Consider the following 20,050-nt stretch of genomic DNA (forward strand, 5'->3'; position numbering starts at 1 on the left):
GACCCGGCCTGACATTCGGCCCCTTGTCGGCCCGCGCAAGCGCAGCGCCGCCGGGCAATTACCGGCTGCCGCTCCAGGCCCGGCGATAAAGCTCGATCAACGCGTTGGCGTCCGGCGTGCGTGGATTGGTCGGTGTACAGCTGTCGCGTAGCGCCTGGCCAACCATCTCCGTCAGGCGTTGCTCAAACTCAGCACTGGCAATGCCGGTGTCACTAATGCCGGTCGGCATCGTCATCTCATCTTTTAATGTCTGAATAGCGACCAGTAAGCTGGCGACGCCCTGGCGGGTATTGGCCGCAGGCAGATCCAGCAGATGGGCTAAGCGCGCATATTTGCGCGCGGCGTCGGTCGCGCACTGCCCGTGATAATCGGCGTTCCAGGCCACTACCTCAGCCATTAACAGCGCGTTCGCACGGCCGTGGGGGACGCGAAAAACGCCGCCCAGCGCATGGGCCAGACTGTGGGTAATGCCCAGCGAGGCGTTGGTAAACGCCATGCCCGCCATGCAGGAGGCGTTGTGCATCTTTTCGCGAGCCAGCAGGTTGTCGCCGCTGCGCCAGCAGGTGGGCAGATAGCGGAAAACCTGCTGCACCACTTTTTCAGCCAGCGCATCGGAAAAGTCGCTGGCGGCGCGGGAGACGTAGGCCTCCAGCGCGTGGCACAGAACGTCCATTCCGGTATCGGCGGTGATCGCCGGCGGGACCGAAGCCACCAGCGCCGGGTCGAGAATGGCGATATCCGGCAGCAGCGTCGGATCCACCAGCACCAGTTTTTCGGCATCGGCCTTGACGACCGAAAAGGCGGTCACTTCGGAACCGGTACCGCTGGTGGTCGGGATCGCCACGAAGCAGGGACGCTGGCGTCCGGCCTGCGGACGGGTCTGCGCCAGGGCGAAAATAACCGCTTTGGCCGCGTCAATGACCGACCCGCCGCCCAACGCCACCACCAGATCCGGATAGCTGGCATCCATCAACTTCATCCCGCGGACGATAGTGGCGATATCCGGATCCGCTACCACGTCATCCCAGACCTGGAAGGTGATGCCGCGCTGGCGCCAGGGGCCCGTCACGCGTTCGGCGAGACCAAATTTGACCATCGCCTTGTCGGTCACCAGCAGGACGTTGCGGGCGGGGAGCTCGTCCAGAACCGCGAGCGCGTCCTGGCCAAAGCGGATCCGGGGTTTCAGCAAAAATTCACTCATTGGGTTATTCACTCCTTAAGCGTCCCGAAACACGTTCTCGACAATGGCAACCACCGACATGGCTTTGTAATGCTCGGCGTTGAGCGCGAAATACTCTTCAGCCAGAACGATGTCGTGCATGCCGGCGCCGACGCTATCGACGGCGACCCAGGTCTGGTCCTTCATGGGCTGCTGGTCATCGTCCAGTTTGACGATCAGCAGCAGGTTACTGCCGCGTAGCTCAGCGCATTTCTGCGTGGCGACGACATGTCCGACTACCTTTGCGAGAATCATTGTTTTTATCGCCTTATTTCAATGCGTTACTGGCCTAAGCGCTCAAGCACCTGGCGGATGATGCGTTCCACGTTCTGCTCGTTGATCTCGCCTTCCGCTTCGACGGCGGCGACAGCAAAACGGTTATCTGCCCCTGCGCTGCCGGGGGTCGCGACGGGGGTCGCGGCGCCAGGAGAGGTGAAGCGCACGTCGTCGAGAATGCTGCGTTGCGGGTTAGCTGCCGGCGTGACGATGGTCGGCTGCGGTTCAGGGCGGCTGCCCGGCGCGCGCAGTTCATCGATGGAACGTACGCCGTAGCCGACCCGGCGGATGTTGAGCAGGTTCATCGGGCCGACGTTATCGGAGCTGGAACCGCCGCCAACGGCGCCGCAGCCGAGCGTCAGCGCCGGCGTGATATTGGTGGTTGCACCGATGCCCCCTAACGCCGCCGGGGTGTTAATCAAAATGCGGTTAACCGGTTTTTCGAGGCAGAACTGACGAATCACATCCTGATTGCGGGTATGGATTACCAGCGTATGGCCGAGGCCTTCGTTGGTCAGCAGTTCCATCACCCGGTGGCAGGCCGCTTTCCAGTCCTCTTCCACATACAGGCCGAGAACTGGACACAGTTTTTCGCGAGAGTAAGGGTTCTGGTGAGAGACGGTGGTCTGCTCGGCGATCAGCACTTTAGTGCTGGCCGGAACGCTGAAGCCAGCAAGCTGGCTGAGATACAGCGCAGTTTTACCCACCACTTTCGGGTTGATGGTGCCGTTCGGGCGCAGAAGCAGAGCCGCCATTTTGGCCGCTTCACCTTCATTCATGAAGTAGGCGCCCTGGGCTTCCAGCTCGCGGTGTACTTCGTCGTAAATGCAGCGTTCAACGATGATCGACTGCTCGGAGGCGCAGATCACGCCATTATCGAAGGTTTTGCTGGTGATAATATCTTTCACCGCGTGGTGAATATCGGCGCTGCGCTCGATAAAGGCCGGTCCGTTTCCCGGGCCGCCGCTGATGGTCGGGGTGCCAGAAGCATAGGCCGCGCGCACCATGCCTTCGCCGCCGGTGGCCAGAATCAGCGAGACGTCTTTACTGTGCATCAGTTCTGAAGTGGCTTCGAGGGTCAGCTGGCTAATGGCATCAACGCTGCCTGCCGGCGCGCCTGCGGCTTCGGCGGCGCGCTTGACGATCTCAATCGCTTTCCAGCTGCACTGACGCGCGCCTGGATGCGGCGAGAAGATAATCGCGTTGCCGGCTTTCAGGGCAATCAGCGTCTTATAGATAACCGTAGAGGTGGGGTTCGTTGACGGGACCAGCGCACAAATCACGCCCAGCGGCACGCCCACGTCCATCACTTTTTTTAGCGGATCGTCATGAATGATGCCGACGGTCTTCATATCTTTGATGGCGTCGTAGACGCGCAGCGAGGCGAAACGGTTTTTCAGCACTTTATCCTGCCAGTTGCCAAATCCGGTCTCTTCCGCGGCCATTTTCGCCAGCGCTTCGGCGTGGTGCGCTGCTTCCTGGGCCACGTTTTTCACGATGGCGTCGATTTGTTGCTGCGAAAAGGTGGCCAGAATCGCCTGAGCCTTTTTGGCGCTGCGCACCAGTTCCCGCGCGTTCTGGCGGGACAGCAAATCGTTATCCAGTTCAATCATGAGTCTATCCTTCATCAGACTAAAAGAGTGGAGACGGGGCGCGCCCTGTCAGGTCATGCCTTGTGCTGCGACGCGATTTTTTCGATATCGTTATGGGGGCGGGCAATGACGCGAGAGGTCACCACTTCGCCAATGCGTTTTGCCGCTTCGACGCCGGAATCTACGGCGGCATTGACGGCGCCGACATCGCCTTTCACCATCGCGGTGACCAGCCCGGAGCCGACGTTTTCATAGCCAATCAGCTCGACGTTGGCGGCTTTACACATCGCGTCCGCGGCTTCAATACAGGCCACCAGACCTTTGGTTTCGATCAGACCAAGCGCTTCTTTCATCATGTTGTCTCCCGTTATTCCGCGACTTTGTAATGCGCGACGATTTTGTTGATGTCGTTATGCGGGCGGGCGATAACCAGCGAGGTCACCACTTCCCCGATGCGCTGCGCCGATTCCACGCCGGAGTCCACCGCCGCTTTGACGGCGCCGACGTCGCCTTTCACCATCGCGGTGACCAGCCCGGAGCCGACGTTTTCATAGCCAATCAGCTCGACGTTGGCGGCTTTGCACATCGCGTCCGCCGCCTCAATGCAGGCCACCAGACCTTTGGTTTCAATCAGACCTAATGCATCACCCATTTGCGTTCTCCTGGCCTTAAGCCTTGTGTTTAATGACGATTTTGTTGATGTCGTTATGCGGGCGGGCGATAACCAGCGAGGTCACCACTTCCCCGATGCGCTGCGCCGATTCCACGCCGGAGTCCACCGCCGCTTTGACGGCGCCGACGTCGCCTTTCACCATCGCGGTGACCAGCCCGGAGCCGACGTTTTCATAGCCAATCAGCTCGACGTTGGCGGCTTTGCACATTGCATCCGCCGCTTCAATGCAGGCCACCAGACCTTTGGTTTCAATAAGCCCCAATGCATCACCCATTGTGATCTCCTCCAGAACAGGTTTTGTGATTCGGGAAAACCGTCCGCGTTACGGCGTCAACACGCGGTAGCGGCGTTCGACGTCCACTATAGGGAAATGAAGACTGAGTGAAATTTAAATCCGTGAAATGTTTATTTTTAGATTTTTACTCGGTTATTTAGCCTTTTATAGCCTCTGATTTATCTGTTTGTGCTGATGTATCGTGCGGGAATTTGGCGTTGCCACGGGGGGGTTTTAGCGCGTTGAGACGCGCCGCGGGGAATGTTAATGGGGTGCTAATTTATTGCGGACGCGGGGTAATATATCCCTCAATTAAATGTGGGTATGGTCATGTTTTTTTCCGCCAGATAAATGCAAAAAGTGCGCTTTCGCGGTGAGGGCGATACCGGGAAAGCAGGGGAGTGGGATTAATCGAACTGACTGCCGGATTTCAGGGTGCAGACATACAGCGGAGAGTTGATGGAGCTCAGCAGAATTGCCTTCTCGTTGAGCTTCTGGGCGTTAAGAAACAGGCCATCGTGGCTGTCGGACATCTCACGCATAAAATAGGCAAAGATCACGTCCGGGGACTCGTCGATGGACGAGGCGCTGGATTCCCATTTGCTGATGCGGTAGTGGCGCTCGGTGGCAGAGATGCGCTGGCTGGTCCAGTTAAATTTGACGTAGCGTTGCAGATAGAGCCAGCCGGCCGCAGAGTCGGTATAGCCTTCGACCACCATCGAGCCTTTGCCGTTGGCGGCAAAATTAAAATGGATATTGCCGTTCACGTTCTCTTTATCCATGTTCTCAAAACGCATGATGGCTTTGCTGGAACAGCTCATCACGCCGTCTTTTTCAACCGGCAGCAGTTTCCAGGCGCTGATCCCCGCGGCGGTGATAAACACCAGGGCCGAGAGAGCGAAGAAGGGACGGGGGGCGAGTCTCATTGCGGCTTCCAGGAGTAGTAGAAATAGTTATCGCAATAGCTGAACGGGTTGTCTTCATGCATGGCGCAGTGGGCGAGAAACACCCGGCCCAGGCCGTTAGTTTCCAGCCTGTCGCCATAGAAGAAGACGAAGCGTTCGCCGGGTTTACACTCCAGCTTCAGCCGCTGGCGCACCTCATCAAAATTTTTGCCGTAGGCGCTGGCGGAGACCGATCGCAGCATCTCGTCGCTGGCCAGCAGCTCGCACTGGCTGTGGGTCATCTGCGTCAGGGTGATGGGACGGGATTCACTGCCGCCGACGAAAGCAAACGTCAGCAACAGTAGCGCGATGGCCAGCAGACTGGCGCCGGCCATATACCAGCAGGTGCCCCGGGCATGCCGTGAGAGGGCGGGCGCTTCCTCGGCGCAGGCGAGGGGGGGCTCGGACTCCTGCACCGGCGCGACTTCTGCCGCGGGCGCGGGCGGTGCCTCCGGTATGTCGTCAATGATGGCGATGGTTAATTCGGGGTTGAGCTGCAGCATACCGCGCGACACCGTGACGATGATGTTCTCGATGTCGTAATGACGGAAGGTTTTGCGCAGCATGCTCAGATACTGGTTGAGGTTGCTATTGGATGATGTTAATCCGTTGTCATCCCAGACTTTTTTCAGTACCTCATCGCGGCTGATAACATCGGTATGGCGCAGGAAATAGTAGAGCAGCGCGCTGGCAGTGATAGACAGCTGGCTGTCCGGTTCGGTGCTTCCCGGTAGGGTGAGTGTGCCGTCCGTTGCATCATAAATGAGACGGGCATTGATGTTGTAGCGCATCGCGGCCTCAATCTAAGAGCCTACATGAGGCTATTTTATTTGTCAGTCTGGTCCAGGGAGCGTCTACATATTTCACGTATGCCCGGGTGCCCAGACGGCCTGCAACCATCCATGACGCCTGACGGGGCAGGCTTTTCCGGCATCACGCCGGAAGCGTCATCCGCGTCAGATCGCGCACCAGCGATCGGCGGTGGTCGGCGCCCATGGTGCGTCCTTCCGTCAGTTCCGACAGCCAGATACCGTCCGCCGCATAGCGCACCAGGGTGCCGGTATGGCTATTATCCAGCGCATCGCCCTGCGCCAGATGCCCCAGCATCCAGTCTCGCCAGCATTTTCTCAGCACCGGCTCATCCGGCATCGCCAGGGACAACACCATCAGCTGCCGGCTTTCGTCGGTATCCGTCAGGTCAGAGAGATAGTGCAGGTAGGCGCGGGTAAAACGGCCATAAGAGACATTATCGGCCGCCATCAGCCCCGAGATGGCCTCTTCCATAATGGCCAGCAGACGGGCGAACAGCGCAAAAATGAGCGCCTGCTTGTTGGGGAAATGATGCAGCAACCCGCCTTTACTGACGCCTGCTTCACGGGCGACGGCATTCAGCGAGAGCGACGCGATGCCATCCCGGCCGGCAATCATTGCCGCCGACTCCAGCAGCTGCTGATGCCGGCGGGCAGGATCTTTTTTTCGGTGCTGGGCTTCCATATTCATGGCCCGAATCATACCGACCAGACGGTATGATTATTTTTGATAGCGATCAAGATGCGGGGCGGTGTCGCGCCGTGGATTGTCGTTATTGCGCGGGGGGTCACAATTCGTCATATGAATTCCGGTGATATCTGCGGTATCTCAGCAATCACCGGGAAGACATGACTTTGTCGTCTGATGCAGCGCAAATCCGCATTCGCCAGGCGCCAGCTCCGGGCGCAGCGTCAGGGAGGGGATCAGATAGTCGCCGTGGTTTTGCCGGCGGAACGGGATGGGGGGCGTTTCCGCCAGCGTATCCAGCCGCTGCCCCAGCTCGCGGCACTGCCGGGCAAAGCGCTGCTCGTCCGTTTTCTCCGTGCGATAGAACACCAGCGGCGGCAACACCGAAAAACCGGGGTAGAACAGCATTCCGTGCTGGATGGGGAACAGGATGTCGTCGATGGGGCCGTTGATACCGCGCGGGGCGTAATGCTCCGCCCAGCCGCCGGTGGTGACGATCAGCATTGCCCGTTTGCCCGCCAGCGTCCCTTCACCATAGCGGTCGCCCCAGTGGCGGTCGCTGTGCTCGCCGACGCCATAGGCAAAACCATAGGCGTAAACCCGGTCGATCCAGCCTTTCATAATGGCGGGCATCGAGAACCACCACAGCGGAAACTGAAAAATCACCGTATCCGCCCACAGCAGTTTCTCTTGCTCCGCAACGATATCTGCGCTTTGGGTTCCTTGTTCAAAAGCCTGCTTTGAATCGAGCGTCGAGCGCCAGAACTCGCCAACCGGCGGGGCACTGCTGTCGTCAGCATCAAAGCCCGCTTTCCAGCGCATGGCGTAGAGATCGGAGACCTGCACCTCGTGCCCGGCCTGCTGCAGATGTTGCACGGCAAAATCTTTTAAACCGCCATTCAGCGAGCGCGGTTCCGGATGGGCGTAAATCAGCAGTACTTTCATGGTAATCACCTCTGAGCGATGGAGAGCTGCAGAGTAAGCAAGCTGACGCTATAGTAGAAATTAATTGCTTAAATCTCAGGTATAGCCATGATTAATTTACATCGTTTGGATCTCAACCTGCTGCGCACCCTCGACGTGTTGCTGAGTGAGAATAACGTCACGCGGGCGGCGCAGCGGCTCAACCTGTCGCAGCCGTCGGTGAGCATTCAGCTGGCGCGCCTGCGGGAAATTTTTGCCGACCCGCTGCTGCTGCCCGGGCCGCGCGGGATGCTGCCGACCGCCCGCGCTGATGAACTGCGCGGACCGTTGCGCGATGCGCTCGCCGCACTCGAGCTGGCGGTGGCGCCTGCCAGCCATTTTGATCCGGCGACGGCGGCGCAAACCTGGCGCGTCGCGGCGACAGATTATATGGCCTCGGCGATTTTACTTCCGGCGCTGCACACGCTGCGTCGGGCCTCCCCAGGCAGCCGCCTGGCGGTCTTTGAGCTGCAGCCCTCGCGGCTGGTGTCGCAGGCAGAGCGTGACGAAGTGGATCTGTTTTTCCATACCCGTGACGGCGCGCCGGCGGAGCTGCATCAGCGAGTCTTGTTCAGTGAACGCTATGTGCTGGCGGGCAGAGTCGGGCATCCGGCGCTGCAATCGGCGCTCAGCCTGGCGCAGTTCTGCCAGCTGGAACAGGTGATTGTTTCGCCGGACGGCGGCGGTTTTCATGCCGCGACCGATATCGCGCTGGCTAATCTTGGCCTGGCGCGACGGGTTGTCCTTTCGGTGCCACATTTCCTGTTTATGCTGGAGACGCTGCGCAACAGCGAGCTGGTGGCGGTGGTACCGGAGCGGCTGGCGCGTGGGGTAAGTGGTCTGATGGTCGTCGAGCCGCCGCTGGCGGTGGCCGGGTTTGATATGCTGATGCTGTGGCACGAACGCTGGCATCGCGACCCGGCCCATCAATGGCTGCGTCAGCAAATCGTGATGTCATTAGAGGATAAGTCATGTTAAGCGGATTGAATCACCTGACCCTGGCGGTCAGCCGCCTGGCGCCGAGCGTGGCGTTTTATCACCAGTTGCTGGGGATGACGCTGCACGCCCGCTGGGACGGCGGAGCCTATCTTGCCTGCGGCGATCTGTGGCTGTGCCTGTCCCTCGATCCGCAGCGGCGCATCACTCCGCCGGAGGAGAGCGACTATACCCACTACGCCTTTAGCATTGCCGAAGCTGACTTCGCCGGGTTTGCCGCCCGTCTGGAAGTGGCCGGGGTGACGATGTGGAAGGTGAACCGCAGCGAAGGGGCGTCTTATTACTTCCTCGATCCCGATGGCCACAAGCTGGAGCTGCACGTCGGCAGCCTCGCTCAGCGCCTGGCCGCCTGCCGCGAGCAGCCGTATAAAGGGATGGTTTTTTATGGCGAGGAGCCGCAGGCGAGCCGGAACCCGTAGCCCGGCTGAGCGCTGCGCCACCGCCTGAATCGCCCTGCGGTTGCTCCCCGGAGGCGGCGCCTGGCGCGCCTTGTCCGGGCTACTGGCTCCATCGGCTGCAAACCCGTAGCCCCGGTAAGCAAAGCGCCACCGGGGGACAAGCCAGTTCGCTACTGCCAAGAATTCACTCCATCGCCACCTTCACCGCATCCCCCAGCTTCACCATCACCTCCCGGTGCTTCTCGATCGGCGGCAGGGCGCAGTTGATCCTGACGCAATTGCGGTATTTCCCGGACGCCGAGAACAGCGAACCCGGCGCGACCTGGATTTTCAGGCGGCACAGCTGCTTTGCGACGCAGACCATATCGACGTGCTCAGGGAGCTCAACCCACAGCATATAGCCGCCCTTCGGTCGGGTGACGCAGATCCCGCAGGGGAAGTATTCCCGCAGCCAGCAGGTGTAGATCTCCATATTCCGCTGATAAATCTGCCGCATCCGCCGCACGTGGCGATGGTAGTGGCCTTCGCGGATAAAGTTACAGGCGGCCAGCTGGGTTGAAGGAACGTTGGTCCCGCTGGCGGCGTATTTCATCTGTAGCAGACGATCGTAGTAGCGGCCGGGCGCGATCCAACCGATACGCAGGCCTGGAGCGATAGTTTTGGTAAACGAGCTACACAGCATTACCCGGCCGTCGATATCCCACGAGTGAATGGTGCGCGGACGCGGGTAGTCGGTGGCCAGTTCGCCGTAAATATCATCTTCGAAAATGACGATATCGTGCCGCTGGGCGAGGGTCAGCACCGCGCGTTTGCGGGCGTCCGGCATGATAAAACCCTGCGGATTATTACAGTTAGGCACGAGGATAACGCCTTTGATCGGCCACTGCTCCAGCGCCAGCTCCAGCGCTTCAATACTGATCCCGCTGTCCGGATCGGTCGGGATCTCAATGGCTTTGATCCCCAGACCGCGCAGCAGCTGCATGGTGCCGTAATAGGTCGGCGACTCCACCGCGACGATGTCGCCAGGCTGGCACACCGACAGCAGGGCCAGCGACAGCGCGCTGTGACAACCGCTGGTGATCACCAGATCGTTGGCGGTGACGACGGAACCGCCGTCCAGCATCAGGCGGGCGATCTGCTCCCGCAGTTCGCGGCGCCCGGCCAGCTCGTCGTAGTTCAGCACCTCGTTGAGGTTATGCTGAATCACCCGGCTAAGCTCACGCCACAACGGTTTCAGGCTCGGCTGAGTGACGTCCGGTGAGCCGCCGCCGAAGGGGATGATGGTTTTGTCGTTACGGGCGTCGAGCATGGTCAGCACCTGATCCCACTGGGTGATCTCCACCGGGCGCTGAACCGGGCGCGACATCGGCGGTACCGGCGGCTGGGCTTTACGCGGGGCGACAAAATAGCCGGAACGCGGCTGCGGGGTGATCAGCCGCTGCTGTTCCAGCGTCTGGTAGGCCTGCTGCACGGTACTAATGCTGACACCGTGCTCCTGACTCAGGCTGCGTACCGACGGCAGTTTTTCGCCGTCGCGATACAGCCCTTGCTCAATACGTTCTGCCAGCAGACTGGCCAGATGTTGGTAACGCGTCATGCTGTATCCCTTATTGCCACCATACAGATAGATAAACCAGTACAGATGGATGAAAAAAAAGCCACGCAGATACCGTTTTAGCCAATCTGTATGTTAAAGAAAAGTATTTTGTGCATCTGTATTGTTGGGCTTCAGATCCGCGAAGATAAAGCCTCTGGCAAGGCGAGGAGGTAGAGGATGGAATTTCACGAGAACCGGGCAAAACAGCCGTTTATCGGCTTCGTATTACTGGGCCGCATGATAAGAAAATGGTGGTTACGGCAGCAAACGCGACGGGTTTTGCAGCGAATGAGCGATGAACAGCTCAAGGATGTCGGGCTGAGGCGAGATCAGCTCAATTAAAAAATGCGTTTTTCCCCGGATGATGGCCTAAACGCGCTATCCGGGCGACCAGTCCATAGCCCCGGTAAGCGCCGCGCGGCCGGGGTTTTCCCGGGGGGCGGTGCTGCACAGCTGTCCGGGCGACAAAACCGCACGATGCCATAGCCCCGGAAAGCGATAGCGCGAGCGGGGAAATGTCCGCCAGGATTATTACATTCACAATATTTATCAATTAATGCTTCTGCGCCCACTGTTTCTTGATACTTACCCTGATAAGTATTATTTTCTTCTCAGCTAACTGAGGAAAGAAACATGACCGAAGACGAACTGTTCGCCCGCCGCCCGATGGGGATGCGGATGGCGATGGTGGTCCGCCAGTGGCGCGCGACCATCGACTCTGCTATCACCGATACCGGACTGACCCAGTCAAGCTGGACGGTGCTGATGCAGCTGCATCAGCTGGGGGACAACGTGTCGGTCAGCGAGCTGGCGGAGGTGCAGGGTATTGAACTGCCGCCGCTGATGCGCACCCTCACGCAGCTGGAAAACCAGGGCTATCTGGTGCGTTCAACATCGCCATATGACAAACGCATACGCCTGCTGACGCTGACGGCGGAAGGCCGGTCGATACTGGAAGATCTGAACCGTGTGATTGAGACCTATCAATCCCGCGTCACCCGGACCATTCCTGCGGCGGATCTCGCCACCTTCAGCGCTACCTTAAATCACATCGCCTGCAATTTGCGGACAATCCGCGAAGAAGATAACAAGATCTAAAAAACTATGATGACCCCTGAACAAAAATTTGCCCGCTGGGTAAGGGTAAGTATTGTCGCGTTCCTGACGATATTCGCCTGGTTTATCGTTGCCGATATCTGGATCCCGCTGACGCCGGACTCGACCGTCATGCGGGTCGTGACGCCCGTTTCACCGCGCGTCTCCGGCTATGTGTCGCAGGTCTATGTGCACAACAATAGCCAGGTGAAGAAAGGAGACCTGCTCTATGAGCTGGATCCGACGCCGTTTATCAACAAAGTCCAGGCCGCGCAGATAGCCTATGAACAAGCGAAGCTGAGCAATCAGCAGCTTGATGCCCAGCTTGCCGCCGCGCGCGCCAACCTGCGCACCGCACAGTTCACCGCCCGCAACGATAAAGTGACTCTGGATCGCTATCAGCGCCTGAGCACCATGCAGAACGTTTCGCAATCGGATCTCGATAAGGTGCGCACCACCTGGCAGACCAGCGAACAGTCGGTCAGCGCGCTGAATGCCAGTATCCAGAATCTGCTGATCCAGCGCGGGGAGCGCGACGATAACCGTAACGTGACGCTGCAAAAATACCGCAACGCGCTGGAAGAGGCGCAGCTCAACCTTGGCTGGAGCAAAGTCTACGCCGAAACGGACGGGATGGTGAGCAACCTGCAGCTCAATCCGGGTCTGTATGCCACTGCCGCCACGCCGCTGCTGGCGCTGGTCAGCAACCATACCGATATTGTCGCTGATTTTCGTGAGAAGAGCCTGCGCCACACCGGGGTGAATACCGATGCCGCGGTGGTCTTCGATGCCCTGCCGGGGAAAGTCTTTCCGGCGCACGTGACCAGCAGCGACGCCGGGATTTTAGCCGGCCAGGAAGAGGTTAACGGCCAGCTATCGCAGCCGGAGCAGTCTACCCGCTGGGTGCGCGATGCCCAGCGGATGCGGATCCATGTCGCTCTTGATGAACCGCTGGACAAACCGCTGCCGACCGGCGCCCGTGCCACGGTTCAGCTCTATAACAGCGAGGGTCCGTTTGCTCGCACCTTTGCCGGCCTGCAGATCCATCTGGTGAGCCTGCTGCACTATGTCTATTAATACGCTGGCTCGCGTTTTTACCCCGCACGGTAATATCGTTTACACGGCGAATGACTTTCGTCAGACGCTGCGGATCGCCTTTGCCGGGATGATAGCGCTGAGTATCTCGACCTTCTACGATGTGCAGTACGGCGTCTTCTTTGTGGTCTATCCGCTGATGCTGCTGTCGCTGGTGCCGGTTTTTAATCGTCATGTCGCCAGGCAGTTTATCTTCAGTGCGGCGGTAAACTGCGTTGAAATGGTGCTGATCGTCGGCTATCTGTCGCAATGGCCGATTGTGATGACGCTGGTGGTTTTTGGCCTCTACGTGATGCGTTTTCGCTTCATGAGCCAGGGGCCGCTGTTTCTGCTGGGGTCGATGGGGGTGGTCTGTCAGAGCACGATGCTCAACTTTATGAGCTATCCCACCAGCAACTGGCACACGCTGCTGTTCTCTAATATGGAAGCCTGTGTGATGGCGGTGGCGCTCAGCGCGTTAATGAATTACCTGATTCCGGACGTCGAACCGCGTAAGCCGCCGCCGCGAATCGAGAAAGACGCCGCCAGGGTGCGCCATGAATCGCTGCTCTCCGGCACCGTCGCCACCCTGATTTTCGTGGTCTTCCAGATCTGCGATCTCAGTGACTCTCTTTCGGCGCTGATGGCGGGGATCCTGATCCTGTTCCCGATGCACTATCGCGGCGCGGTGATAAGCTCGGTGTGGCGTGTCGCGGGGGTGGTGTTGTCCTGCCTGTATATTCTGGTGGTGCAGCTGCTTATCTACGATTTCAGCAACCATATGGTATTGATGATGCCGCTGATTGGCCTGGGTCTGGCCTTTAGCGCCCGCCTGCACGTGATGGAAAAGGTTGGCGCCGGGGTGGGCTTCGCCAGCATCACCACCATCGGGATCATGTTCGGCCAGAACCTGCACCCGGACCAGGATCTGATCTTCAGCGATCTGTACCGTATTACCTCGGTGACCGCCTCGCTTATCATTACGCTGACGCTGGTTTTCCTTGTGCACCGGATTCTGAACTGCTTTGCGCCGACGCGGTTCGTCATCACGGAATAGCCTCAGGCCGCCAACGCGCTCTGCTGGCGATCGGGGGATTGATAGGGATCCCATGGGCGATCGCTACGGCCACTGCGCGCGCGTTATGCCGGGTGGCGGCTGGCGCCTTACCCGGCCTGCAAACAAGACCGGGGCTGGGCGGTCCGCGATCGGCTGTAGGCCCGCGCAAGCGAAGCGCCGCCAGGCGATGATTGACGCCCTGGCAGGGATAGCCCTTATGCCTGCTGCGGAAAGTTAGCCAGCAGCTGGTAATCATCCCCGGCAACGCGAAATATGGCTTCCGTTTGGCCGGGGATAACCCACTTCTGTTCTTCTCCCGGCAGACAGTGCAGATAAATGCACAGCCCGCAGCCGCCGCGCAGCTGACGTGGAATGTCCTTGACCTGAAAGGATAATCCCGCCGCCTGCAGGGCTTTGCGCATCCGTACCACCCCTACCGTCGAATGAAATAAAAACAGATATGCCGTCATCCTCGCCGCCTCAGGCGTTGGCCGATCAGCGCCGCGCCGATGGCGCCGGCAAACTGGGCGTCCGGGTGCCTGTGCACCGTCAGGCCGAGGTGACGCTCCAGCATCGCGGCGAACGTCGCGCAGTGGCTGACGCCGCCGGTAAACAGCAATGGCCCCTGCGCGGATAAGCGGCCGATAAAGTTCGCGCTGCGCCGGGCCATGGCGTTGATCACCCCGGCCAGAATCGCCTCCGGTGCGACCCCGGCTGAACGCAGGCTGATCACTTCCGATTCGGCGAATACCGTGCACATGCTGGTGATGGCGTGCGCTTCAACGCCTTCGGTAATGGCGTCCAGCTGCTCGACGCTGGCGCCGAGGGTTCGCGAAATCACCTCCAGAAAGCGACCGGTGCCGGCCGCGCATTTGTCATTCATCAGAAAGTCGCTGAGGTTGCCCTGCGCATCCAGCTGGATGACTTTGCTGTCCTGGCCGCCGATATCAATCACCGTGCGGGTTTCCGGCGCCAGCAGACGTGCGCCGAGCCCGTGACAGGAAATTTCCGTCACCTGTTTATCGGCAAAATCGACCAGTTGGCGACCATATCCGGTGAGGGTTAAAAAGGGCGTTTCCGCGAGGTCTGCGCGCAGCGTCTCCCAGGCGTCGTTGATGGCGTCGGCGGGGCGAAAGGGGGTCGGGCAGAGAAAACGGCGTGCAATGACGCCGTCTGCCAGCAGGATACCTTTTGTCGCGGTGGAGCCGGAGTCAATGCCTACCGTGTAGATCACGCGCGCTCCTTACAACATTTCGATAAATGCGGCGACACGGGTACTGAGCTGGCCGAGGTCTGCCGTCGAATAGTCGGTTTCAATCGCGATATAGGGAATGTCGTGCCGCTGACGTACGTGGCGCTTAATCGCCAGCGATTCAACGGCATAGGTATGGCAGGCCTGCAGGATGACGTCGACCACGCCATCGGCCTGATACTCCTCGACCATCTGGCTCAGCAGCTGCAGGCGCCGATCGTTGGGCGAAATGCAGGAGCAGCCAATAGCGAGATATTTATCGGTTAAGGCATCGTAGACGTCGCCGTCTTCCGCCACACAGTGCTCGGTAGCTTTCGCGCCGGTGCAGTTCTCATAACCCACCACCCAGCCGCCGTTGTCTTCGATGGCGCGGACCACTTTTTCCGCCGCACCGCCGATTGGGCAGCCGGTAATCAGAATACGCGGGCGGGCCTCCAGTCGTTGACCTTCGCGCCATTGCTGATGGATACGTTCTGCCATCGCGTTGAGTTCATCAATCAGCGCGGTTTTGTCGAAGCGGAAGGTCGCGCCGTAAACCACTTTCAGAATGTCGCCGCCGCTGAGCGCCGGTGGATTTAACTGCCCGAGGCGATAGAAATTGGCCAGCGCCCGGCGTTCGCGATTTTTCAACACGATGGCTTCGCGCAGCGCCGCCTCGCTGATTGGCGTAGCGAAACGCGTTTCAATCACCTGCTGCAGGCGCTTGATCTCCGCTTTCCACAGCGCCCGGGAGGCGGTGTCGCTGGCGCTGTTCGGTAGCTGCATCACGTGTACCGCCTTGAACTCGGCCATGTATTCGTACATCTTTTTTTTGCCATCGCAGGTGGTTTCGCCGACCACCAGGTCAGAGAAGTAAAAGTAGGGGCATTTATCGGTTTTGCCGAAGCCATAGCTGCTTTTAATCAGCGGGCAGAGGTTGCGCGGCAGGTCTTTCTCCGCCTCTTCAATGGTCTCATCGGAGGTGGAACACAGCGAGACGACGACAGCGCCCGCCGCCATGGCTATCTCCTGTGGCATAAAGGTACAGTAGGTGCCGACTAGCGGCACATTCTGTTCTTTAAGGTCCATGACGGTGAGAAAACCCTGCTGACGAGCTTCCGAGAATTGGTCGAAGATGGCGGGTAGATCGGTGATGAGCGACATGATTTTCCTTCCCCGTACACGGGAGATGATGAAAGAGTCGCCATTATAGCCCTGTTATTTATGTGTGTTTGTTGATCTTCCACGCATCCCGCGGCGTTAGTAGACCTTCTTCAAATCCATCTCTTCCTGAATGCGCTCGCTGTAAGCCACGTGGGTGCGGATCGCCTCCTCAATCCCGGCGTTATAGAACATAGGGCCGAGCTCTTTCGCGATAAAATCGACAAAGAACTCGGCGTCAAACTGCTCCAGTTCAAGGTCAAAATTCTGTTCGCAGTATGCGCATAGCTTTTCGCGAAGCAGATCGCGTTCGCCGGGAGTCAGGGTAATGTCAGCCATTTTTGCTCCTTAAATGGGCTCTGAATGCATCAAAAGGCAGAGGAGATAAGGTTAGCTGGGGATCCAGCTATCCCACGCGGGCACCGGGCCGAGTTCTGCCACCAGGAAATCGATAAACGATCGTACTTTAGGATTGCTGTATTTGCTGGGGAAATAGAGCGCATACAGCGCGTGCGTCTCGCAGGCGATCGTCCCATCGAGGATCAGCGGCGTGATCTCCTCTTTCTGAATATGATCGCCGATTAGATAGGTCGGCAGGTAGGCAACGCCCTGATCTTCCAGCACCGATTTTAACAGCACCAGGCTGCTGTTGGCCTGGATAGGCATGTGCAGCTTAAGCTGATGCGGGCGATCGTGCTCGTCGGTCACCTTCAGCACCGGCGTCAAGCCGGGATAAACCAGGCAATCATGATTCACCAGATCGCTGCGCCGCACCGGCATCCCTTTTTTAGCCAGATAGCCGGGTGACGCACAATAAGCCCAGCGAATCGAAACCAGTTTGCGCATGGCGTAGTTTTGCGGCGGTGCGGTGGAGATACGCAGAGCGATATCGAAGTCGGTTTCATTGAGGTTGACGAAATTATCGTTCAAATCAATATACAGATTCACATCCGGGTACTGCTGACGATATTTATCCACCAGGTTGACCAACCGGGAGTAGCCAAAGGCAATGGAGCAGGTAATTCGTAATTCACCCTGCGGATTATGATAATAGCCGGAAGTGGTATTTAACGTATCATCAAACTCTTTTAGTAACTTATTGGCGCGATTAAATAGATATTGCCCGGCGTCGGTCAAGGTAATACTGCGGGTGGTACGCTTAATTAATGTCGTGCCCAGCGTATCTTCCATTGCCGAGAGGCTTTTACTGACCGCAGAAGGCGAGACGTTAAGCTGTGCGGCGGCCTCGGATAATCCTCCGCAGTCGACAATTTTGATAAAAAACTCCAGATGCTTGAGTGAAATTGGCGTGCTCATTTTTTCCTTAAATTCACAAGTGATTTGCAAAAACGGTACGAATGAGCCGTTACATTCGTATCTGAAACATGCAACTATTGAATCACAGGAAACAACTTGCTGGCAAAATGAAAAAATAACAACTTAAGTGAGTTGCATCACAAAATAAAAGGAGGCACCGCAGAAAGTCATTAAATTGTGAATTTAATCTCATTTAATATAATTTTAATTAAAAGGTACCGGTTATGTGGTCACGACTCGAACCCTACAAATCCTCTATTATTTTATTAATTGCCCTGGTGATCGGCGGCCTGACAGGTATTTACGCCCCAGGACTGGCGGTTAAATTACAGCCGATAGGTCAGATATTCCTTAACCTGCTATTTATGATTATTGTCCCGCTGGTGGGCATCAGCGTGATGTCATCGATCGCCAGTATGACCGACCTGAAAAGGCTGGGACGCATTATGGCGATTATCTTCATTGTTTCGATTGCGATGGCCTTTATTCCCGCGGCCGGCATCGTCGCGCTCGCCTTATGGTACAACCCGGCGCAGGGGGTCACCATCGATCTGTCACAGTCGGTGCAGGCGGGCAGCGGGAAGATGGATTTTGTCAGCATGATCACCACCAGCGATTTTATCGGGCTGTTCTCGAAGTCCAATATTCTGGCGCTGATCGTGATGGCGATTATTGCCGGTGTGGCCATCGGGCAATCGGAACAGGCGGGTAAACGCATAGCCTCGCTGCTGGAAGATGCCAATACCGTCATCATGAAGATCGTCTCGATCATTATGAAAGTCGCGCCGATAGGTCTGGGCTGCTATTTCGCCGCGACGATGGCCAGCCAGGACTCGGGGCTGCTGTTGACCTTTGCCCGGGCAATCGGCCTGTTTATGGTTGCCACGCTGGCCTATTTTATCTTCGGTTCGATTCTCTATTCATATATCGGCGGCGGCATGCCGGCGGTGAAAGCATTCTGGCGCAATGCGGTTGAACCGTCGGCGACCGCGCTCGGGACCTGCTCCTCATTAGGGACGCTGCCCGTCACCCTGCGCGCCGGTAAAGCGATGGGCATTAACCCGGAAATCGTCGATGTCTCTATTCCGCTGCTGGTTAACCTGAATAAGGGCGGTGTGGCCATGATCGCCGCGCTGAAGATCGTCTTTATCTATTCGGTGCTGGGGATGGAGTTCACCAGCGAAACCTTCTTTCTGACCATGCTGATCGCCGTGCTCTCCGCCATTATCGTTGGCGGCGTACCGGGCGGCGCATTCCTCGGTGAAATTTTTATCGTCACCACGCTGGGGCTGCCGATGGAGGCGATCCCGATGCTGGTGGTACTGGGCACCATCACCGATGCTCCGGCTACCCTGATCAACGTGATTCATGATTTGAACGCCGCGCAGATTGTGGAACGCTTCGCTGGAAAAAAGCCGGCACCGGCTGAACTGAAATCCACGGCTGCCGCCGTATAAGCTTTCGCACGGATATAAGGATATTACAGGAGACGTTATGAAGAATTCACTCAAGCTCGACACGCAGTTAATTATCGCCGGACGCGATAAACGCTACACCCAGGGGGCGGTAAACCCGGTTATCCAGCGCGCTTCTTCGCTGGTCTTTGAGACGGTGAAAGATAAAAAATTTGCTACCGCCAATCGCGCCAACGGCGAGCTGTTCTACGGCCGTCGCGGGACCTACACTCATTTCGCGTTTCAGAAAGCGATGAGTGAACTGGAAGGTGGCGCGGGCTGCGCGCTCTATCCGTGCGGGGCCGCGGCGGTGACCAATGCGATTCTGGCGTTCGTGCAAAGCGGCGACCATATCCTGATGACCGGCGCGGCCTATGAGCCAACGCAGGACTTCTGCAATAAGATCCTCAGCAAATTCAACGTTGAAACCACCTATTACGATCCGCTGATCGGCGCCGGGATTGCCGGGTTGATCCGCCCGGAAACCAAAGTGGTCTTTCTGGAGTCCCCCAGCTCAATCACCATGGAAGTCCAGGATGTACCGGGAATGGTCAACGCGATCCGCGCGGTAAATCCGCAGATCGTTATCATGATCGACAACACCTGGGCGGCGGGCGTGCTGTTTAAGGCGTTGGACTACGGCGTGGATATCTCGATTCAGGCAGGCACCAAGTACACCATTGGCCATTCCGACGCCATGCTGGGTACGGCGGTCTCCAACGCCCGCTGCTGGGATCGTCTGCGCGAAAACTCCTATCTGATGGGGCAGACGCTGGATGCGGATACCGCCTATAACGGCAGCCGCGGGCTGCGCACGTTGGCGGTACGCCTCAGACAGCATCAAGAGAGCAGTATCCACATTGCTCGCTGGCTGTCGGCGAGGCCGGAAGTGGCGCGGGTGAATCATCCGGCTTTAGCAGAGTGTCCGGGCCATGAATATTTCCAGCGGGATTTCACCGGCAGCTCGGGCCTGTTCTCCTTCGTACTGAAAAAGCGCCTGACGGATGAGCAAATGTCGATGTTCCTCGACAACTTCTCGCTGTTCCATATGGCCTACTCGTGGGGCGGGTTCGAGTCGTTGATTCTGGCTAACCAGCCGGAAGAGCTGAACAGTATTCGTCCAGCTGGCGAGGTGGATTTCAGCGGGACGCTGGTCAGGGTACATATCGGGCTGGAGGATGTCGGCGATTTGATTGCCGATCTGGAGGCCGGGTTTACCCGCATCGGCTAAA

24 protein-coding genes are annotated in these 20,050 nt (G+C 58.1%); 8 read left to right on the plus strand and 16 right to left on the minus strand.

Features of this window, described 5'->3' with window-relative positions; all coding sequences use genetic code 11:
• Window positions 1-58 precede the first annotated feature (58 nt).
• From BV390_RS18715 to BV390_RS18760, 10 genes are all read right to left on the minus strand, one after another.
• Window positions 59-1,201, minus strand: coding sequence for a 1-propanol dehydrogenase PduQ (locus tag BV390_RS18715; protein WP_032689644.1), 1,143 nt, complete (start codon window positions 1,199-1,201; stop codon window positions 59-61).
• 15 nt (window positions 1,202-1,216) lie between these two features.
• Window positions 1,217-1,474, minus strand: coding sequence for a EutN/CcmL family microcompartment protein (locus BV390_RS18720; protein ID WP_032698241.1), 258 nt, complete (start codon window positions 1,472-1,474; stop codon window positions 1,217-1,219).
• A gap of 26 nt (window positions 1,475-1,500) precedes the next feature.
• On the minus strand, window positions 1,501-3,108 hold the full coding sequence (locus tag BV390_RS18725; RefSeq protein ID WP_085397216.1) for an acetaldehyde dehydrogenase (acetylating): 1,608 nt from the start codon (window positions 3,106-3,108) through the stop codon (window positions 1,501-1,503).
• Between the two features lie 53 nt (window positions 3,109-3,161).
• Complete coding sequence (locus BV390_RS18730; protein ID WP_015585230.1) at window positions 3,162-3,440, minus strand: BMC domain-containing protein; 279 nt, start codon at window positions 3,438-3,440, stop codon at window positions 3,162-3,164.
• A 14-nt stretch (window positions 3,441-3,454) separates the two neighbouring features.
• Window positions 3,455-3,739 carry a BMC domain-containing protein gene (locus BV390_RS18735; RefSeq protein WP_041143877.1) on the minus strand — a complete coding sequence of 95 codons (285 nt, stop codon included), beginning with the start codon at window positions 3,737-3,739 and terminating at the stop codon, window positions 3,455-3,457.
• Between the two features lie 16 nt (window positions 3,740-3,755).
• Window positions 3,756-4,034, minus strand: a complete 279-nt coding sequence (locus BV390_RS18740; protein ID WP_001540796.1) for a BMC domain-containing protein — start codon at window positions 4,032-4,034, stop codon at window positions 3,756-3,758.
• Window positions 4,035-4,441: 407 nt separating this feature from the next.
• A complete protein-coding gene (locus tag BV390_RS18745; protein ID WP_085397217.1) occupies window positions 4,442-4,960 on the minus strand; it encodes a FidL-like protein in 519 nt (172 codons plus the stop codon).
• Window positions 4,957-5,769 (minus strand): winged helix-turn-helix domain-containing protein, encoded by an 813-nt coding sequence (locus BV390_RS18750; protein WP_085397218.1) that lies wholly within the window; start codon window positions 5,767-5,769, stop codon window positions 4,957-4,959. Before BV390_RS18750 ends, BV390_RS18745 begins: the two co-directional genes overlap by 4 nt.
• Before the next feature lie 142 nt (window positions 5,770-5,911).
• Window positions 5,912-6,490 (minus strand): TetR/AcrR family transcriptional regulator, encoded by a 579-nt coding sequence (locus BV390_RS18755; RefSeq protein ID WP_032689640.1) that lies wholly within the window; start codon window positions 6,488-6,490, stop codon window positions 5,912-5,914.
• Window positions 6,491-6,616: 126 nt separating this feature from the next.
• The gene (locus BV390_RS18760; protein ID WP_032697902.1) at window positions 6,617-7,420 is read right to left on the minus strand and encodes an NAD(P)H-dependent oxidoreductase; all 804 of its coding nucleotides are present in this window, start codon (window positions 7,418-7,420) and stop codon (window positions 6,617-6,619) included.
• Between the two features lie 87 nt (window positions 7,421-7,507).
• On the opposite strand from BV390_RS18760, the gene BV390_RS18765 reads away from it, so the two are divergent.
• Complete coding sequence (locus BV390_RS18765; protein ID WP_032689638.1) at window positions 7,508-8,416, plus strand: LysR family transcriptional regulator; 909 nt, start codon at window positions 7,508-7,510, stop codon at window positions 8,414-8,416.
• Entirely contained in the window at window positions 8,410-8,853 is a 444-nt protein-coding gene (locus BV390_RS18770; RefSeq protein WP_032689637.1) for a FosA family fosfomycin resistance glutathione transferase, read from the plus strand. Before BV390_RS18765 ends, BV390_RS18770 begins: the two co-directional genes overlap by 7 nt.
• A 163-nt stretch (window positions 8,854-9,016) precedes the next feature.
• Here BV390_RS18770 and BV390_RS18775 read toward each other — a convergent pair whose 3' ends face one another.
• On the minus strand, window positions 9,017-10,429 hold the full coding sequence (locus tag BV390_RS18775; RefSeq protein ID WP_032697905.1) for an aminotransferase-like domain-containing protein: 1,413 nt from the start codon (window positions 10,427-10,429) through the stop codon (window positions 9,017-9,019).
• Window positions 10,430-10,606: 177 nt separating this feature from the next.
• On the opposite strand from BV390_RS18775, the gene BV390_RS18780 reads away from it, so the two are divergent.
• The 4 genes from BV390_RS18780 (at window position 10,607) to BV390_RS18795 (ending at window position 13,655) form a co-directional block, all read left to right on the plus strand.
• Window positions 10,607-10,771, plus strand: a complete 165-nt coding sequence (locus tag BV390_RS18780; protein ID WP_064497381.1) for a DUF1127 domain-containing protein — start codon at window positions 10,607-10,609, stop codon at window positions 10,769-10,771.
• Window positions 10,772-11,062: 291 nt separating this feature from the next.
• Window positions 11,063-11,527 (plus strand): MarR family winged helix-turn-helix transcriptional regulator, encoded by a 465-nt coding sequence (locus BV390_RS18785; RefSeq protein WP_032689634.1) that lies wholly within the window; start codon window positions 11,063-11,065, stop codon window positions 11,525-11,527.
• 6 nt (window positions 11,528-11,533) lie between these two features.
• Window positions 11,534-12,601: an HlyD family secretion protein gene (locus tag BV390_RS18790; RefSeq protein WP_032689633.1), complete on the plus strand. Its 1,068-nt coding sequence runs from the start codon at window positions 11,534-11,536 to the stop codon at window positions 12,599-12,601.
• The gene (locus BV390_RS18795) at window positions 12,591-13,655 is read left to right on the plus strand and encodes a DUF2955 domain-containing protein (RefSeq protein WP_085397219.1); all 1,065 of its coding nucleotides are present in this window, start codon (window positions 12,591-12,593) and stop codon (window positions 13,653-13,655) included. The genes BV390_RS18790 and BV390_RS18795 overlap by 11 nt, the downstream gene beginning before the upstream one ends.
• Before the next feature lie 215 nt (window positions 13,656-13,870).
• Here BV390_RS18795 and BV390_RS18800 read toward each other — a convergent pair whose 3' ends face one another.
• From BV390_RS18800 to BV390_RS18820, 5 genes are all read right to left on the minus strand, one after another.
• On the minus strand, window positions 13,871-14,125 hold the full coding sequence (locus tag BV390_RS18800; RefSeq protein WP_032689631.1) for a putative Se/S carrier protein: 255 nt from the start codon (window positions 14,123-14,125) through the stop codon (window positions 13,871-13,873).
• Window positions 14,122-14,889, minus strand: a complete 768-nt coding sequence (gene yjiL, locus BV390_RS18805) for a putative 2-hydroxyacyl-CoA dehydratase activator YjiL (RefSeq protein WP_032689630.1) — start codon at window positions 14,887-14,889, stop codon at window positions 14,122-14,124. Before yjiL ends, BV390_RS18800 begins: the two co-directional genes overlap by 4 nt.
• Before the next feature lie 9 nt (window positions 14,890-14,898).
• Window positions 14,899-16,050 (minus strand): double-cubane-cluster-containing anaerobic reductase, encoded by a 1,152-nt coding sequence (locus tag BV390_RS18810; RefSeq protein ID WP_085397220.1) that lies wholly within the window; start codon window positions 16,048-16,050, stop codon window positions 14,899-14,901.
• 96 nt (window positions 16,051-16,146) lie between these two features.
• A complete protein-coding gene (locus BV390_RS18815) occupies window positions 16,147-16,386 on the minus strand; it encodes a DUF2164 domain-containing protein (RefSeq protein ID WP_032689628.1) in 240 nt (79 codons plus the stop codon).
• A 51-nt stretch (window positions 16,387-16,437) separates the two neighbouring features.
• Entirely contained in the window at window positions 16,438-17,364 is a 927-nt protein-coding gene (locus BV390_RS18820) for a LysR family transcriptional regulator (protein ID WP_032697909.1), read from the minus strand.
• 224 nt (window positions 17,365-17,588) lie between these two features.
• Here BV390_RS18820 and BV390_RS18825 point away from each other — a divergent pair, with 224 nt between their 5' ends.
• Both BV390_RS18825 and metC read left to right on the plus strand, forming a co-directional pair.
• Window positions 17,589-18,821 (plus strand): dicarboxylate/amino acid:cation symporter, encoded by a 1,233-nt coding sequence (locus BV390_RS18825; RefSeq protein ID WP_032689626.1) that lies wholly within the window; start codon window positions 17,589-17,591, stop codon window positions 18,819-18,821.
• Between the two features lie 37 nt (window positions 18,822-18,858).
• Window positions 18,859-20,049: a cystathionine beta-lyase gene (gene metC / locus BV390_RS18830; protein WP_032689625.1), complete on the plus strand. Its 1,191-nt coding sequence runs from the start codon at window positions 18,859-18,861 to the stop codon at window positions 20,047-20,049.
• Window position 20,050: the final 1 nt, after the last annotated feature.

This window comes from Klebsiella sp. YJ (assembly GCF_002108615.1).
GTDB lineage: Bacteria > Pseudomonadota > Gammaproteobacteria > Enterobacterales > Enterobacteriaceae > Klebsiella > Klebsiella planticola.

Bases quoted from the DNA above. Each gene is read 5' to 3' on its own strand.
- BV390_RS18715 (WP_032689644.1), bottom strand. From the start codon at position 1,201: ATGAGTGAATTTTTGCTGAAACCCCGGATCCGCTTTGGCCAGGACGCG.
- BV390_RS18720 (WP_032698241.1), bottom strand. From the start codon at position 1,474: ATGATTCTCGCAAAGGTAGTCGGACATGTCGTCGCCACGCAGAAATGC.
- BV390_RS18725 (WP_085397216.1), bottom strand. From the start codon at position 3,108: ATGATTGAACTGGATAACGATTTGCTGTCCCGCCAGAACGCGCGGGAA.
- BV390_RS18730 (WP_015585230.1), bottom strand. From the start codon at position 3,440: ATGAAAGAAGCGCTTGGTCTGATCGAAACCAAAGGTCTGGTGGCCTGT.
- BV390_RS18735 (WP_041143877.1), bottom strand. From the start codon at position 3,739: ATGGGTGATGCATTAGGTCTGATTGAAACCAAAGGTCTGGTGGCCTGC.
- BV390_RS18740 (WP_001540796.1), bottom strand. From the start codon at position 4,034: ATGGGTGATGCATTGGGGCTTATTGAAACCAAAGGTCTGGTGGCCTGC.
- BV390_RS18745 (WP_085397217.1), bottom strand. From the start codon at position 4,960: ATGAGACTCGCCCCCCGTCCCTTCTTCGCTCTCTCGGCCCTGGTGTTT.
- BV390_RS18750 (WP_085397218.1), bottom strand. From the start codon at position 5,769: ATGCGCTACAACATCAATGCCCGTCTCATTTATGATGCAACGGACGGC.
- BV390_RS18755 (WP_032689640.1), bottom strand. From the start codon at position 6,490: ATGATTCGGGCCATGAATATGGAAGCCCAGCACCGAAAAAAAGATCCT.
- BV390_RS18760 (WP_032697902.1), bottom strand. From the start codon at position 7,420: ATGAAAGTACTGCTGATTTACGCCCATCCGGAACCGCGCTCGCTGAAT.
- BV390_RS18765 (WP_032689638.1), top strand. From the start codon at position 7,508: ATGATTAATTTACATCGTTTGGATCTCAACCTGCTGCGCACCCTCGAC.
- BV390_RS18770 (WP_032689637.1), top strand. From the start codon at position 8,410: ATGTTAAGCGGATTGAATCACCTGACCCTGGCGGTCAGCCGCCTGGCG.
- BV390_RS18775 (WP_032697905.1), bottom strand. From the start codon at position 10,429: ATGACGCGTTACCAACATCTGGCCAGTCTGCTGGCAGAACGTATTGAG.
- BV390_RS18780 (WP_064497381.1), top strand. From the start codon at position 10,607: ATGGAATTTCACGAGAACCGGGCAAAACAGCCGTTTATCGGCTTCGTA.
- BV390_RS18785 (WP_032689634.1), top strand. From the start codon at position 11,063: ATGACCGAAGACGAACTGTTCGCCCGCCGCCCGATGGGGATGCGGATG.
- BV390_RS18790 (WP_032689633.1), top strand. From the start codon at position 11,534: ATGATGACCCCTGAACAAAAATTTGCCCGCTGGGTAAGGGTAAGTATT.
- BV390_RS18795 (WP_085397219.1), top strand. From the start codon at position 12,591: ATGTCTATTAATACGCTGGCTCGCGTTTTTACCCCGCACGGTAATATC.
- BV390_RS18800 (WP_032689631.1), bottom strand. From the start codon at position 14,125: ATGACGGCATATCTGTTTTTATTTCATTCGACGGTAGGGGTGGTACGG.
- BV390_RS18810 (WP_085397220.1), bottom strand. From the start codon at position 16,050: ATGTCGCTCATCACCGATCTACCCGCCATCTTCGACCAATTCTCGGAA.
- BV390_RS18815 (WP_032689628.1), bottom strand. From the start codon at position 16,386: ATGGCTGACATTACCCTGACTCCCGGCGAACGCGATCTGCTTCGCGAA.
- BV390_RS18820 (WP_032697909.1), bottom strand. From the start codon at position 17,364: ATGAGCACGCCAATTTCACTCAAGCATCTGGAGTTTTTTATCAAAATT.
- BV390_RS18825 (WP_032689626.1), top strand. From the start codon at position 17,589: ATGTGGTCACGACTCGAACCCTACAAATCCTCTATTATTTTATTAATT.
- metC (WP_032689625.1), top strand. From the start codon at position 18,859: ATGAAGAATTCACTCAAGCTCGACACGCAGTTAATTATCGCCGGACGC.